This is a genomic window from Actinoplanes sichuanensis (assembly GCF_033097365.1).
Taxonomy (GTDB): Bacteria; Actinomycetota; Actinomycetes; order Mycobacteriales; family Micromonosporaceae; genus Actinoplanes; species Actinoplanes sichuanensis.
Genome location: NZ_AP028461.1, coordinates 2,714,505 through 2,730,022 on the forward strand (window position 1 = coordinate 2,714,505; position 15,518 = coordinate 2,730,022).

The following is a 15,518-nucleotide window of genomic DNA, read 5'->3' on the forward strand; positions in this document are numbered from 1 at the left end:
GGAGCTCGACATGCTCATCCGTAGAAGAACCCTCCTCCTCACCGCCGGCGCCGCCCTCGCCACCGCCGCGTGCGCGGACCGTTCAAGCAGCAGCAGCGACCCGATGAAGCTCAACGTCGGGCAGGTCAGCAACTCGGTGGCGTTCCTGCCGCTGGCCATCGCCGAGAGCAAGGGCTACTTCACCGCCGAAGGGCTGAGCATGGGCGAACGGCCCCGCCTCGGCAACGGCTCCAAGGTCGCGGCGGCCCTGCAATCGGGCAGCATCGACGTGGCCGGGTCGGTGATGACCGACGCGTTCAACCTCTACCAGGCCAACAACGGGACCCGACTGATCGGGGCGCTGGTCGACACCTACTACGTCGACATCATCGCCGGGGCCACCATGCCCACCGACGGTGACGGCACACCCCTGGCAGCCCGGATCGCGACATTGAAAGGCAAGAAGATCGGGATCACCGGCCCGGGCAGTGGCACCGAGGCGCTGGTGAAATACTTGTTCGTGCAGGCCGGGATGGACGCCACCAAGGACGCCACCCTGGTCAACCTGGGCAGTGACACATCGGCGGCGCTCGGAGCACTCAGCCAGAAGCGAGTGGATCTGCTGTCCTTCCCGCAGCCGGTGGCGCAGCTGGCGACCGCGGCCGGAGTAGGGCGGATCTACATCTCCCCGGCCGACGGGGACGTGCCGGAACTCAAGAACGCCACCCACGGCGTGATCATCACGACGCAGCGGGTGATCGACGGCAAGGGCAAGGCGGTCGCCGCATTCCTGCGGGCGATCGCGAAGTCGCAGGCGCTGATCCACAGTGATGCGGCGGCCACCGGGACGCTGCTCCAGGCTTACCAGGAGACGATGAAACCGGAGACGGTGCAGGTGCTCACGCCGATCCTGCAGCAGGAGATCCCCGAGTCACCGTTGCCGATCCAGAGCGGGTACGACGCGTCGGTCAAATTCCACCAGGGCACCGGGCTCGTCGAGCAGGCTCCGGCATTCGCCGACATCGTGCCGGTGGAGTGGATTGAATCGGCGCTCTCCGGGACCGTTTGATCATCGTCGAGGGAACTTGGCGACGATCTTGTCGATGATCTCCACGCAGCGGTTCTGGCCCGCTCTCGGGCTCCACGCCATCCTGGTTCAGGCGATCAGTCACGCGTTACGGCCGGCGTTGTCGTACGCGCTCATCGACATGGGCCTCGGATCGGTGTGGCCGGCCGTGCTGGCCGCCGCGTTCGCGGTGCCGCCCTTGATCCTGGCGCTGTTCACCGGTCGGCTCGTGGACCGGCTCGGGGAACGTCCCGGCATGGTCATCGGTGGAGTCGGGTTGGTCGCGGCAGCCGTCATGTCGTACGCGGGCGCCCGATCCCTGCCCTTGTTGATCGTGGCGACGGGGCTGCTGGGCGTCGGGATCGTGTTCTCGATGGTGGGGGAGCAGTCAGCGGTCGCCGGGCGGGCCCGGCACGGTGGAATGGACGGCACGTTCGGTGTCTACACCTTCCTCACCTCGGTGGGGCAGTTGCTCGGGCCGCTGCTGCTGCTCATCCGACCGCGGCCGGGTTCGCTGACGCCGCCGGTCGAGCCGATCGCGCTGGTCTGCGCGGTCGCCGGGCTGGCCGTGACGGCGGCGTCGTTCTGGTTCGGTGACTTTCGGACCGTTGCGGAAACCGTTCCGGACGAGGGACGGCCGGTGCTGCTACTGCTGGCGCTGCCCGGCATGGGCCGGGCCATGCTGGTCAGCGGGCTGATCCTGGCGTCGGTCGACGTCGCGTTGGCGTATCTGCCGATGCTCGCGTACGGACGGGGCCTCACACCGGTGTGGCTGAGCGCGATGCTGGTGGCGCGGGCCGCCGCACAGATGCTGTCCCGGATCAACCTCGGCCTGATGTCGCGGGTCTTCGGCCGTCGGCGGCTGACCATGACGTCGTGCGCTGTATCGGCCCTGGCGCTGTCGGGACTCACGCTGCCGGTCCCGGCCGTCGCGCTGACCGCTCTCGCCGCGGTCTACGGCTTCGCCGCCGGCGTCTGCCAGCCGATGACCATGGGCTGGGTGGCGCAGCTCGCGCCGGCCGGTACCCGTGGCACCGTGCTGTCATTGCGGCTGGCCGGCAACCGAGTCGCGCAGACCCTGATCCCGATGATCTCCGGAACGGCGGCCGCCACCACTGGCGTCTCCGGCGTCCTGGCCGTCACCGGCCTCACCCTCGGCATCGCCACCTGGTCCGCAGCCGCCGTCCCCCGCACCGAGAACCCCTGACCGCGTTCCGGGATGGTGTGCGGGATCCGGCGAGCCCGCGGGGAACGCCGGTTCGCCTTCGACCCGTACGCCTTGTCGGCGGTCGAACGGTCGAGGCGTTCGGGGCCCCGCCGAGGTCTGTCGGCCCGGCCGCCGCGCCGTCGTCCAGCAACGGCTCCCGTTTCGGGCGACCGACCCGGACAGCCGTCTGTCCAGAGCGACCTCATGCGGCGCACAAGGCGTGGTCGATCAGTTTCGCGGAGGCCCTGGCCTGGGCGGTCGGGTCCTGGCCCGGGTCAAGGGAACCGGCCAGGAACACCGTGACCGAGCGGCGGCCGTCTGCCGTGACGGCGTTGTCGGTGATCGCGTTCCACCAGCCGCCGCCGTGGAACCATGCCCAGCCGCCGCACGGCAGGCGGCGTCTCATCAGGCCCAAACCGTAACCCGGCTCGTCCCAGACGGCCGTGAAGGGTTCCGCGAGGCGCGTGGTCTGCATCTCGCGCAACTGGGCGGGCTTCAGCAACCCGCCGCTCAACAGCCCGCGGAGGAACCGGTTCACATCCTCGGTAGTGCTGATGATCGACGCGTCGGCGTGCCCGGCCACGCGCGTGGACACGTCTGCGGGTGGGCTCCCCGGCTGGAGCCGCTGGTAGGGCGCGAGGCGCGGGGACGGCAGGTGGGCGGAGCTGCCGGGGAGAACAGTGTCGGTCAAGCCCAGCGGTACGACGATCCGTTCGTGCACCGCCTGCTCCCACGGTGCACCGGTCACTCTTTCGATGATCATCCCGGCCAGGACATAGTTGGTGTTCGAGTAGGCCCATCCCTGCCCGGGCGCGAACAACGGCGGATGGCGCATCGCCATCGCGACCAACTGCTCAGAGGGGTACGCGCGGAACCGCTCCCGGTTGAAAGCCGCCTGTGACGTGGCCTGAGCCAGCGGCAGGTCGTCGGCGTAGTCGGGCAGCCCGCTCGTGTGGCCGAGCAGCTGCCGCACCGTGATCGCCCCGCCGTTGTGGCCGTTGCCGGCCACCAGCCCCGGCAGCCATCGCTGTACCGGGTCGTCCAGGCCGAGGCGGCCTTCGCCGACCAGCTGGAGCACCACGGTGGCGACGAACGTCTTGGTGGTGCTCTCGATCCGGTGCCGGGTGTTCCACGCGACCGGCTGCCCGATGGCGGGATCGGCGACTCCAGCGCGTGCCGCCTGCGGTCGCCCGGACCCGCTGACCTCGGCGAGCACCCCAGTCGCCCCGGTCGCGTAGAGCTCGTCCACATCCCGCTGCAGCTGTGTGAGGCCGTCGGGTTCGGGCCGGTGCGGGGCGACGGCCACCGACGGGACGGCTGTCGCGGTCACGAGCAGGACGCCGGCCAGCGGCAGTACGTATCGTGCACGAATCGTCATCCGTCCACTGTGGTGTGCTGCCCGGGTCGAGGGCATCGGGTGATCCCCGGGCTCGCCCCTGAGCGGACACCCCGAGTAGTTGATCGGCCGGTCGGGCGCGCGACATCCTCCTCTGAGTCGGCATACTCGGACGATGGTGACCACTGTTCCGCTGGGCAACTGGCCGACTCCCGTCGAAGAGGCGCCGCGGCTGGCGGCCCGGCTCGGGTTGGAGGCGCTGTGGTTCAAGCGGGACGACCTGTGCGGGCTCGGTGCGGGCGGTAACAAGGTTCGTAAGCTGGAGTTTCTGCTCGGCGAGGCGGTCGCGGCCGGTGCGCGTACGGTCATCACCTCGGGTGGCCCGCAGAGCAACCACGCCCGGCTGACCGCCGCGGCCGCCGCCCGGCTGGGGTTGGGGTGTGTGCTGGTCCTCGCCGGTGAACCGCCCGCCGCGGGCGGCGGCAACCTGCTGCTGGACCGGCTGGCCGGTGCCGAGGTCCGGTGGGCCGGTGACCGGACGCTGGCGTCGGCGGTGGAGGACGAGCGTGGCGACGCCTTCGTGATCCCGTTCGGCGGGTCGTCGCCGCTGTCGATCGAGGGCTATGCGCGCTGTGGCCGTGAGCTGCGCGAACAGGTGGGGGAGTTCGACGCCGTGATCGTGGCGCTCGGCTCCGGTGGGACGATGGCCGGGCTGGTCCGCGAGCTCGGTCCGGCGCGGGTCGTCGGTGTCGATGTCGGTGCGCTGCCTGATCCGGTGGCCGTGGTCCGGGGGCTGGTCGGCGACGATTCGCTCGATCTGCGGGTGGACCGCGACCAGATCGGCGCGGGCTATGCGGCGTTGACCGGTCCGGTCCGGCAGGCGTTGGAGATCACCGCCCGGCTGGAGGGTGTCTTCCTGGATCCGACGTACACCGGCCGGGCGATGGCGTCACTGATCGCGGGCGGTCACGGGTCGCGCATGGTCTTCCTGCACAGCGGCGGTGTCCCGGCGCTGTTCGCGCACCCCGAGTGGTGAGTCGGGCCGCCGGTTTCCCGGGGCTCGTCGGCGACGATCTCGGTGGTGCCGGTACCCGTCGACGCCGTGCGACACCGTGATACTGATCTTCGGCCTTCCTGATAGGGCAAAGACAGGCGACAATCTGTGGTCGCCGAACGTCTTTGATCGCCAGGGGACCCGTAGTGACCTTCAACGGTTTCATCTCATACAGCCATGCCGCGGACGGCAGGCTGGCTCCCGCCGTGCAACGGGGCCTGCACCGCCTGGCCAAGCCCTGGCATCGCCGGCGCGCCCTGTGGATCTTCCGGGATCAGACCGGACTGGCGGTGACCCCGGGTCTGTGGTCCTCCATCCAGACCGCGTTGGACGGCTCGGAGTACTTCGTGCTGCTCGCCTCGCCCGAGGCCGCGCAATCGCGGTGGGTGAACCGGGAGATCGAGCACTGGATGGACACCAAGTCGGCGAACCGGATCCTGCCCGTGGTGACCGACGGGGAGTGGGCGTGGGACCAGGACCGTCACGACTTCACCGAGGACTCGACGGCGGTGCCCGATGCGCTGCGGGGGGTGTTCGCCGAGGAGCCGCTGTTCCTGGATCTGCGGTGGGCGCGGGGCAGCGAGCATCTGAGCCTGCAGCATTCCCGCTTCCGGGACGCGATCGCCCAGTTGGCCGCCCCGATGCACGGGGTGAGCAAGGACGAACTGGAGGGTGAGGACGTCCGGCACCATCGCCGGGCGCGCCGGCTGGGGTCCGGGGCGTTGGCGATGCTGGTGGTGCTGAGCCTGTTGGCGGTGCTGACCAGCGTGTCGTCGGTGCGCAACGCGGAGCGGGCGACGGCCGCGGCCGCCGAGGCGTTGCGTCAGCAGCAGGTGGCGGAAGTGCAACGCGGCAGCGCCGAACGGTTCGAGCAGGAGGCGACCCGGCAGCAGAGGGTGGCGAAGGAGCAGCAGGCCCTGGCGGCGGCCGCGGCGACTGAGGCGCAGCGGTCGGAGCAGTCGGCGCAAGAGAAGCAATGGCAGGCGGATCAGGCGACCGCCGAGGCCCAGCGGCAGCAGCGGATCGCCGATCAGGCGGCGGATCGGACCCGACAGCTACAGCGGCTGTCGGAGGAGGCCGGCGAGCGGACGCGGCAGCTGGAGCAGGAGGCTCAGCAGCTGGAGGCGGAGGCGCGGCGGTTGACCAAGATCGCCGAGGAGAAGCAGCGGGAGGCCAAGGAGGCGACCGCGGAAGCCGCCAGGCAACAGGCCAAAGCGGACCTTCAGCAGCGGATCGCGATCAGTCGGCGGCTGACGACCCAGGGCAAGGCCACGATCGGCAGCGACCCGAAGACGGCCCTGATGCTGAGTGCCGCAGCCCAGGAGATCGTGCCCGACGCCGCGACGCACAGCGAGGTCACCGGTGTCGTCACAGCGACGAGCTACGCCGGCACGATCAGCGACGTGGTGAAGGCCGTCTACGCGCCGGACGGCGTCTTGCTGGCTCTCGGCCCCGACGGCAAGGTGTCGCTGTGGAACACGACCGACCGGACGAATCCGACCCGCATCACCACACTCAGCGAGCCGGTCGCGGCCCACACCTCCCTGGCGCTCAGCCCGGACGGGCGAACCCTGGCCGTTGTCAACCGGGAGCACTCCGCGACCCTGTGGGATCTGACCGACCGGCCCCATCCGGTCCGGCTCGCCACGGCGGATCCCGACGGCGGCGTGCAAACGGTGGCATTCAGCGGGGACGGGATCACCATCGCCACGGGCAACGGACGCGGGATCACGACGCTGTGGGACGTGACCGACCGATCCCAGCCCCGGGAACTCGCCACCATGGGCGAATTCGCCCCGTATACGGCGGACGGATTCGCGTTCAGCTCCGACGGCACCATCCTGGTCGTGGACAAGATCCGATTCGTCGCGGTCTACGACCTGAGCGATCGGACCGATCCCGTCCACTTCCGCTCGATGCCCGGCTTCGAGTTTACGTCGATGGCGCCCGATCCGACCGGAAGAACACTGGCCACCGGGGACTACGACGGATTCCTGCATCTCTACCACATGCGGCGTACCGCCACCGCCCAGGTCGAGTCGGCCCAGCCGGCCCAGCCGGAACAGCAAGACCCGGAGGACCAGGAGGAGCAGGAGGACCCGGAGGACGAGGTCACACCGCCGCCGCCCCTGCCGCCCGACGACCCGGACTCCGAGCCGTACGCCCGTATGGGCGGCCTGACCGCTTCCGTCGAGGCGATCGCCTACAGCGCGGACGGAAGCCATCTGGCCGCCGGTGACGCGCAGGGCACAGCGATGGTGTGGAACATGACGTACGCGGAGGGACCCGGGGCGGTCGTCACCGTGCGGGCCAACGGCGCCATCAATTCCGTCTCCTTGGCTCCGGACGCGGAAACCCTGGTCACCATCGACAGTTCGGAGACGGCGATCCTCTGGAACGTCAAACCCGTCGGGACTCCGGATCCGCTCGCCGCGCTCCCCGTCCAGGGCGGGCAGATCAAGGCGGCGGCGATCCGGCCGGACGGACGTTCCCTGGTCGCCGCCGGCCCCGACGGCACGGCGCGCTCCTGGGACGTGACCGACCCGGCCCGGCCCGTCCAGGGCGCCGACCTGTCCATCCGCAGCGCAGCGGTGCGGGCGGTGGCGTTCAGCCCCGACGGCCGTACGGCGGCGGCCATCGGCAGCCAGGACGGGCAGTTGACGCTGACGGATGTGACCCGCCCGGACCAGCCGGTCGCGCTCCCGGGCCGGACCGAGGCCATGTACGGGACCAACCCGATGGTGTTCAGCCCGGACGGGCGCACCCTCGCCGTCGTCGCCGACTCCACCCGGCTGCTGCTGTGGAACGTGGCCGACCGGACCCGTCCCACCCTGCTGGCCACGCTGAGCGGCATGACCTTCGGGACGGCGGTGGCCTTCAGCCCGGACGGGCACACGCTGGCCACCAGCGGCCTCCATCGCGGCCTGACGCTGTGGGACGTGACCGACCGCGCCACCCCCGTGCAGCTCGGCACGCTGGCCGGCCACAACGGTCAGGTGACCGCGATGGCCTTCAGCCCGGACGGGCACACCGTGGCGAGCGGCGGCGTCGACACCCTGGCGATGCTGTGGGACATCACCGACCGAGCCCGTCCGCTCCGGCTCACCACGCTGACCAGCCACAGCGGCAACGTGGCCACGATGGCCTTCAGCCCCGACGGGCGCACCCTGGCAACCGGGGACTCGGACTCCGAATTGTTCCTGTGGGACACCGCCAACCCGGCCGGACCGATCCGGCTCGTCTCGTTGCGTGGCCTCGGTGGCCAGGCGCGGGCGGTGATGTTCCAGCGCGACGGGCGCACCCTGGCCGTCGCCGCCCAGACCACGAGCCGAGGCGCGACCGTCAAGCTGTGGGACTACTCGAAGCTGAACAAGCTCCGCGCTGACCCGGCCGCCTACGCCTGCGCCATCACCGGCCGCGGCCTCGGTGCCGACGAATGGGCCCGCTACATTCCGGAGGTTCCGTACCGGCGTACCTGCACCGGCTGACCGGCCTTCGGTGCCGGGGCGCAGACCCAGCGGCCGTCCTTCCAACCGCAGATCTGCTCTTGACATCCTCTCCGTCCTAAGGGGCGGGGATTCCCTCCACGCTGCGTGTGGAACGCGCAGCGTCCGGGTGGGTTACCGCTTCGCCGCGCGGTGCCGGGACGAGTCCTGGTCTTACCTGCGCTCCACGGTCGTTTCGACTCTCCGCCCGTCCGGCGGCGAGCACGTTGATGGCGGCGTTGACGTCCCGGTCGTGGGCTGCTCCGCAGGGGCAGTGCCATGCTCGGACGTTGAGTGCCATCTTCTCGTTGATGTGGCCGCACTGCGAGCACAGGCGGGTGGAGGGGAAGAACCGATCCACCCGGCCGAAGGCCCGGCCGTACCGGGCGGCCTTGTATTCCAGCATCGCGGTGAAGCCGGCCCACCCGGCATCGTGTACGGACTTCGCGAGCCGGGTCCGGCCGAGACCGACGACGCACAGGTCCTCGACGTACACCGCTTGGCTCTCGCGGATGATCGCCGTGGACAGCTTGTGCTGCCAGTCGCGCCGGGTGTCGGCCACCCGGGCGTGTGCCCTGGCGACCCTCTCGACGGCCTTCTTGCGGTTGGCCGAGCCTTTCTGCTTGCGTGAGAGGGCCTGTTGCAGCCGCTTGAGCTTGCGCGCCGCGCGGCGCAGGAACTTCGGCGCGGCCACCTTCGTGCCGTCGGAGAGGACCGCGAAGTGGGTCAGGCCCAGGTCGATGCCGATCTCGGACTCGACCGGCGGCAACGCCTCGTCGGTGGTGTGGACGACGAACGAGGCGAAGTACCGCCCGGCCGCGTCCCGGATGATCGCCACGGACGACGGGTCCGACGGCAGGGTCCTCGACCAGCGCACCGTCAGGTCGCCGATCTTCGGCAGCCGCAGGCGGCCGTCGTCGAGAACCTTGAACCGGCTGTTCTTGGTGAACCGGATCGCCTGCCGGTTGTCCTTACGCGACCGGAACCGGGGCGGGGCCACCTTGCGGCCCTTGCGCTTGCCGGTGATCGAGGCGAAGAAGTTGCGGTAGGCGGTGTTCAGATCGGCGAGGGCCTGCTGCAACACCACGGCCGACACCTCGCCGAGCCACGCCCGTTCCGGGGTCAGTTTCGCCTCGGTGATCAGACGCCGGGACAACTCGGCGTCGGAAACGTACTTCTCGCCCGCCTCCCGCGCCGCCTGGCGCAGGCGCAGCCCGTCGTTGAACACCACCCGCGCGCACCCGAACGCCCTGGCCAGCTCGATCTGCTGGCCGGGCGTCGGGTAGACGCGGAAGTTGTAACGGAGCTGCACGAGACAAAACGTACCATTTGGTCGATGGTTGATCTTGCAGGCATTCGCACTGGCAGACACTGTGTTTTCGCGATGCACGTCCACTTGGTCTTCGTGACGAAGTTCGGCGCGAGGTGTTCACCGATCGGCACCTGACCCGGATGGAGGCGGTCATGCGGGACGTGTGCGCCGACTTCGAGGCCGAGCTGATCGAGTTCAACGGCGAGAACAGCCACGTGCACCTGCTGGTCGACTTCCCGCCGGAGGTCGCCGTGACCCGGCTGGTCAACTCCCTCAAGGGCGTCTCCTCGCGCCGCCTGCGGCAGGAGTTCCCCGACCTCGTGCAGCACTACTACCGGGCCAATAAGCTATGGTCGGGCTCGTACTTCGCGGGCTCCGCCGGCGGCGCACCACTGAGCGTCGCAAAGCAGTACATCGAGCAGCAGAACCGTCCCGGTCAAGGCACCGCCCGGGCCTCGCGGCCCTCCCAACGCGGCCCTTCACCCCCGACCTGAAGGCCGAAGCGCTGGTCCGCACCCCGGTAGCGGGCGATGAGTTGTTTGGCGACGACCGCGACGACGTGGTCGGCCCGGTGGCCGAAGTCGACCCGCAGTTGCGGGTCGGCCCCGAAGGCGGCGTCGAAGCCGTAGGCGCCGACGTGTCCCTGATTGCCGGTGGCGACGGCGAAGTCGCCACGGTCCAGCGGTACGCACCCGTCGGCGGCGTCGGCGAAGAAGTCGACACTGCCGCAGAACGCCCCGCATCCGGTCTGCAGATACCGCTGCCGCCACGTCTCGGTGGGCAGCAGCACGTCGAACTGGATCTGTGGCGCCGCGATCCCCTTGACCTCGCAGGCGGGCCGGCCGCTCGGTGAGGTGGTCTCGGTCGCGGATGCGATGACCGCCGGGGCGTCGGGGGTGCCCGACAGGTCCTGCCCGGCGAGGGCGGCGCAGTCGATCTTCGGCAGGACGACGGCCGGGCCGTCCGCCGTGAGCGCCGCGGTCACCGGCGTCCGGGGTGCGGCCTGGCTGCCACCGGCCACCACGAGGACGGCGAGGACGACCGACAGGGCCTGGATTCCGGCGGTACGGATGGCGCGTAGCGGAGCGGGTGTACGCATGGTGTCCTCCCGTGATCGTGGGATTTCGAGCACGGACGCTAGATCCGGCCGTCGACGGGCGTCAATCAGAAACCCGACGAGGGCCCTCCACTATGGCCGATCATTGCGCTGACGTGACGGTGTCCGTACGATCGTGTTAACAGCCGCCCTGAAACGTTTCAGCAATCGTTTCCACCCGCTCGGCACGCCTCTCCGTGCCGCACTTCGGCGTGCCCGATTCAGAAGGGCGAAACATGAACCGAGAAACGAGACCGCTCCGCGCCGCCTGCCTGGCGGCCCTCCTCCTGCTCACCATCGTCGGCCTCCCCACCCCGGCGACCGCCGCCGCTCCCGCACCGACCGTGACCGGCCTGACCGTCGAGGGCGTTCCCGGCGCCCTCGGCATCGACACCCCGGCACCCCGGCTCGGCTGGCAGATCGCCTCGGCCCGGCGCGGCGTCACCCAGTCGGCCTACCAGGTACGGGTCGCGTCCGCCGCCGCCCGACTGGCGGCCGGAAAACCCGACGTCTGGGACAGCGGCCGCACCACCGGCACCGACTCCACCCAGGTGCCGTACGGCGGCCCCGCACCGACCTCCGCCACCCGCTACCACTGGCAGGTCCGGATCTGGGACGCCGCCGGCCGCGCCTCGGCCTGGAGCACCCCGTCCTGGTGGGAGACCGGCCTGCTGAACACCGGCGACTGGCAGGCGAAGTGGATCGGCCGGGAACGGCCCAGCGCCACCTGGTCGGACTACACCCTCGACGTCCGCCTGACCGTGACCCGCGACGCCGCCGGGATCTTCTTCAGGGCGCGCGGCGTCAACGACGCCTACATGTGGCAGCTCGCCAACTTCGGCAACGCACCCGTCCTGCGCCCGCACGTGCGCACCGGCGGCACCTGGCAGCTGCTCAAACAGGTCCCGATCGACGCCGTGATCGCGCCCGCCGACTTCAACAAGCCCCACGACCTGCGCATCGAGACGGCCGGCAGCACCATCCGGACGTTCGTCGACGGCGCGCTGGTCGACACCACCGTCGACACCAGACGCACGAGCGGCACCATCGGCCTGCGCACCTCGAATCCCGAATCGGCGATCGTCCACTCGGTGCGACTCACCGTCGCCGGGAAGGTCGAGGTCGACGCCGACCTCACCCGGGGCGCCAACCCGTTCACCGCCGGCACTCCGACCCCGCAGGGACTGGCCGTCTCCGGCTCGACCGAGACGCTGCTGGCCGACCCGGGCGGCAAGCCGCTGCTGCGCCGTGAGTTCCGCGTCGACCGCAAGGTCAGCCGGGCCCGGATCCACGCGACCGCGCTCGGCGTCTACGAGCTGTCGCTCAACGGTTCACGCGTCGGCGACCACCAGCTGGCACCGGGCTGGACCGACTACGCCAAGCGGATCCAGTACCAGAGCTTCGACGTCACCGACCAGCTCGTCACCGGGGACAACACCATCGGGGCGATGCTCGGCGACGGCTGGTACTCCGGTTCCATCGCCTGGCTCGGCGACAAGCTCTACGGCGAACGGCCCGAACTGCTCGCGCAGCTGCGCATCGACTACACCGACGGCACCTCGCAGATCATCGGCAGCGACGGAACCTGGCGGTCCGCCGACGGGCCGGTGCTGCGCGGCGACAACATCCACGGCGAGACGTACGACGCACGACTCGACCCGCCGGGCTGGCGTACCTCCGCCTTCGACGACAGCACCTGGTCGGCGGCGACCGTGCGCGACACCTCCACCGACGACCCGACGAGTCGCCTGGTCGCGCAGGTCGACCCGCCGGTCAAGGTGACCGGCGAACTCGCCGCCAAGACGGTCACCCAGGTCAAGCCCGGGGTGTGGGTGTTCGACCTCGGCCAGAACATGGTCGGCTCGACCCGGCTCGAGGTCACCGGCGAGGCCGGGCAGACCGTGCGGATCCGGCACGCCGAGGTCCTCAACCCGGACGGCACGGTCTACACCGCCAACCTGCGCACCGCCCAGGCCACCGACTACTACACCCTGGCCGGCACCGGCACCGAGGTGTACGAGCCGCGGTTCACCTTCCACGGCTTCCGTTACGTGGAGCTGACCGGCTACCCCGGCACGCCCGACCTGTCCACGGTGACCGGCCGGGTGATCGGGACGGCGGCACCCTTCACCGGCGAACTGACCACCTCCGACCCGATGGTCAACCAGCTGCAGAGCAACATCGTCTGGGGCCAGCGCGGCAACTTCCTGTCGGTGCCGACCGACACCCCGGCCCGCGACGAGCGGCTCGGTTGGACCGGTGACATCAACGTGTTCGCCGAGACCGCGACGTTCAACATGGATTCGCTGAGCTTCCTCACCAAGTGGCTGGCCGACATGCGCGACGCCCAGTCCGCCAACGGCGCCTACCCCGACGTGGCGCCCCGCAGCTGCTGCGGCGAGGGGGTCTCCGGCTGGGCCGACGCCGGCATCACGGTGCCGTACACGCTGTGGAAACGCTACGGCGACACGAAGGTGTTGACCGACCATTACGACTCGATGCGCCGGTACGTCGACTACGTGCAGGCCACCAGCGACGGACTGCTCCGGCCGAACGCGGGCCCGTACCTGGACTGGCTGAACCTGGACGACCCGACTCCGGCCGGCGTGGTCGGGACCGCCTACGCCGCGTACAGCACCAGGCTCTTCGCCGAGATGGCCGCGGCCCTGGGCCGCACCGCGGACGCCGAGCGGTACGGCGCTCGCGCCACCGCCGTCACCCGGGCGTTCGCCGACGCCTACATCTCCGCCGACGGCCGGATCCAGGGCGACAGCCAGACCGCGTACGTCCTGGCCCTGAGCATGAACCTGGTCCCGGCCACCCTGCGTGACGCCGCCGGCAAGCGCCTCGCCGAGCGGGTCGCGTCGCGCGGCCACCACCTGTCCACCGGCTTCCTCGGCACCCCCGACCTGCTGCCGGCGCTCACCGACACCGGCAACCTGGACATCGCCTACCGGCTGCTGACCAACCGGGACTATCCCTCGTGGGGCTACGAGATCGCGCGCGGCGCCACCACGATCTGGGAACGCTGGGACTCGATCAAACCCGACGGCACCTTCGGCGACGTCGGCATGAATTCCTTCAACCACTATGCGTACGGGGCGGTCGGCGACTGGATGTACCGGACCATCGGCGGCATCCGCCCGGACGACGGCGCGCCCGGATACCGGCACGTCACCATCGCGCCGAAACCCGGCGGCGGCCTCACCTCGGCCACGGCCGCCTATCGTTCCCGGTACGGCCGGTTCGTCAGTGACTGGAGTCTCGACGCGGCCGGGCAGATGTCGCTGAACGTGACCGTGCCCGGTAACACCACGGCCACCGTGGAGATCCCGGCGGTGAGCCGCTGGGCCGTCACCGAGGGCGGCCGTCCCGCCGCCGACGCCGACGGCGTCACGTTCGTGCGGATGGACGGGCCCACGGCGGTGTTCACCGTGGGCGCGGGCAGCTACCGGTTCGCCGTCGACACCGTCCGTGGTGACCTCGGCGAGGCCCGGGTCGCCGCCGCGACGCTGGCGTCCGGCACACCGTCGGCTCGGGCTCTGGCGCTCACGATCGCGGCCGCCGACCGTGGCTACGGTGTCGTGTCGCCGCCGGCCACCGCCGCCACCGTGCACGTCGCGCTGGCCGCGGCGGCCGACCTCGACCGCCGGATCGGCCCCGACCGGCGACCCGTGCTGGCCGACATCCGTACCCGCCTGTCCCGGGTCTCGGCCGCCCTGGTCGGCGCGGTCGCGGCGATGAACCCACCGGCCGGGGACCTGCTTCCCGGGGCGGTCGTCCGGGTCGAGGCGACACTGCAGAACCGGGGCGACACGCCCCTGACCGACGTCCGGATCACCGTGCCGGCACCCATCGGCTGGACCGTGACACCGGTCGCCCCGGCACCGGCGACCACGGTCCGGCCCGGCGGCACGGTGACCGCCCGGTACGACGTCCGGATCGGCGCCGACCAGAGACCCGGAACCGTCGACCTGACCGGCACCGTCGCCTACCGGCGGCCGGTCGGCACCGCCACCCTGCCGATCAGCGCGGCACTCACCGTCGCACCATCCGTCGAGATCACCGCGGTCGACCCGGACCGCGACACCCTGGACCCGGGCGACACCACACAGGTCAGCGTGACGTTGCGTAACCGATCGACGGTTCCGGCGCGAGGAGACCTCACCCTCACCGCCCCGGCCGACTGGACGGCCGGTCCGGCACAGCGCTATGACCTGGGCGCCGGGCAGGAACGGACGGTGACGATGCCGGCCACCGCGCCGGTGACCGTCACCGAGGGCGCCGCCACCCTGACCGCCGCCACCGGCCCCGGTACGGCGGAACGGGCCACCGCCGAGGTCCGGGTCGTCGTCGCGGTGCCGCCGCCCGGTGCCGTCGACCACGCCGACCTGGGCGACGGCACCTCGGAGCAGGCGCACCGTCTGACCGCCTCGGCGACGTCGGGCACCAACACCGAGGCCGGGAAGACCCGGCGCTACACCCAGCAGGGCGTCGCCGGCGCCCACTTCGAGTTCGACCTCGCGGTCACCCCCGGGAAGCCGTTCATCCTCCGCGTCGTCGAGACCTACAACCAGGCACAGATCAAGGACTACGACATTCTCATCGACGGCGTCCTCCTCCACTCCCGCTCCCACCGGCGTACCGCGGGCGGCGAGGGCACGGTCGGCTACCAGATCCTGGTCGACCGGGCCGACCTGACAAGCGACGGCACGGTACGTGTCCGTTTCCAGGAGGACACCGACGGCCGTAACTACGACCCGTCCATCGCCGACGTCTGGTCCCTGCCGGCGACCACCGGCTGAGCCGCGACGGCCGCGGTCGTCGTGGTGACGACCGCGGCCGTCTGCACACGTATGGCGAACGGATGGCGTACGTGTCAACGGCGTGGCCGATGATCGGAGGACCACAGGTGCAGTCGCACTCCGGTTCGGTAGGGGCACGGGGCCCAACCGCGGCGGAGGCCGGTGACCGGGGCGGGGT

Annotated in this window: 8 protein-coding genes and 1 pseudogene; 6 read left to right on the plus strand and 3 right to left on the minus strand. The window is 70.8% G+C overall.

From position 1 onward, the window contains the following. Nucleotides 1-10: 10 nt before the first annotated feature. A complete protein-coding gene (locus Q0Z83_RS12075; RefSeq protein ID WP_317793960.1) occupies nucleotides 11-1,048 on the plus strand; it encodes an ABC transporter substrate-binding protein in 1,038 nt (345 codons plus the stop codon). 34 nt (nucleotides 1,049-1,082) lie between these two features. After that, complete coding sequence (locus tag Q0Z83_RS12080) at nucleotides 1,083-2,252, plus strand: MFS transporter (protein ID WP_317793961.1); 1,170 nt, start codon at nucleotides 1,083-1,085, stop codon at nucleotides 2,250-2,252. 202 nt (nucleotides 2,253-2,454) lie between these two features. Here the strand turns inward: Q0Z83_RS12080 and Q0Z83_RS12085 are convergent, their stop codons facing one another. Then, nucleotides 2,455-3,630 carry a serine hydrolase domain-containing protein gene (locus Q0Z83_RS12085; protein WP_317793962.1) on the minus strand — a complete coding sequence of 392 codons (1,176 nt, stop codon included), beginning with the start codon at nucleotides 3,628-3,630 and terminating at the stop codon, nucleotides 2,455-2,457. A 133-nt stretch (nucleotides 3,631-3,763) separates the two neighbouring features. Between Q0Z83_RS12085 and Q0Z83_RS12090 the strand changes: the two genes are divergently transcribed. Continuing rightward, the gene (locus Q0Z83_RS12090; RefSeq protein ID WP_317793963.1) at nucleotides 3,764-4,624 is read left to right on the plus strand and encodes a pyridoxal-phosphate dependent enzyme; all 861 of its coding nucleotides are present in this window, start codon (nucleotides 3,764-3,766) and stop codon (nucleotides 4,622-4,624) included. 164 nt (nucleotides 4,625-4,788) lie between these two features. After that, nucleotides 4,789-8,130 (plus strand): toll/interleukin-1 receptor domain-containing protein, encoded by a 3,342-nt coding sequence (locus Q0Z83_RS12095; RefSeq protein WP_317793964.1) that lies wholly within the window; start codon nucleotides 4,789-4,791, stop codon nucleotides 8,128-8,130. Between the two features lie 76 nt (nucleotides 8,131-8,206). Here the strand turns inward: Q0Z83_RS12095 and Q0Z83_RS12100 are convergent, their stop codons facing one another. Then, complete coding sequence (locus tag Q0Z83_RS12100; protein WP_317793965.1) at nucleotides 8,207-9,439, minus strand: RNA-guided endonuclease InsQ/TnpB family protein; 1,233 nt, start codon at nucleotides 9,437-9,439, stop codon at nucleotides 8,207-8,209. A gap of 24 nt (nucleotides 9,440-9,463) precedes the next feature. Here Q0Z83_RS12100 and tnpA point away from each other — a divergent pair. Further along, nucleotides 9,464-9,933 (plus strand): annotated as a pseudogene (tnpA, locus tag Q0Z83_RS12105) (IS200/IS605 family transposase). On the opposite strand, the gene Q0Z83_RS12110 reads toward tnpA, so the two are convergent. Then, nucleotides 9,876-10,538, minus strand: a complete 663-nt coding sequence (locus Q0Z83_RS12110) for a tannase/feruloyl esterase family alpha/beta hydrolase (RefSeq protein ID WP_317793966.1) — start codon at nucleotides 10,536-10,538, stop codon at nucleotides 9,876-9,878. The pseudogene tnpA and the gene Q0Z83_RS12110 overlap by 58 nt on opposite strands. 233 nt (nucleotides 10,539-10,771) lie before the next feature. Here Q0Z83_RS12110 and Q0Z83_RS12115 point away from each other — a divergent pair, with 233 nt between their 5' ends. Next, nucleotides 10,772-15,340 (plus strand): family 78 glycoside hydrolase catalytic domain, encoded by a 4,569-nt coding sequence (locus Q0Z83_RS12115; RefSeq protein WP_317793967.1) that lies wholly within the window; start codon nucleotides 10,772-10,774, stop codon nucleotides 15,338-15,340. Nucleotides 15,341-15,518 lie beyond the last annotated feature (178 nt).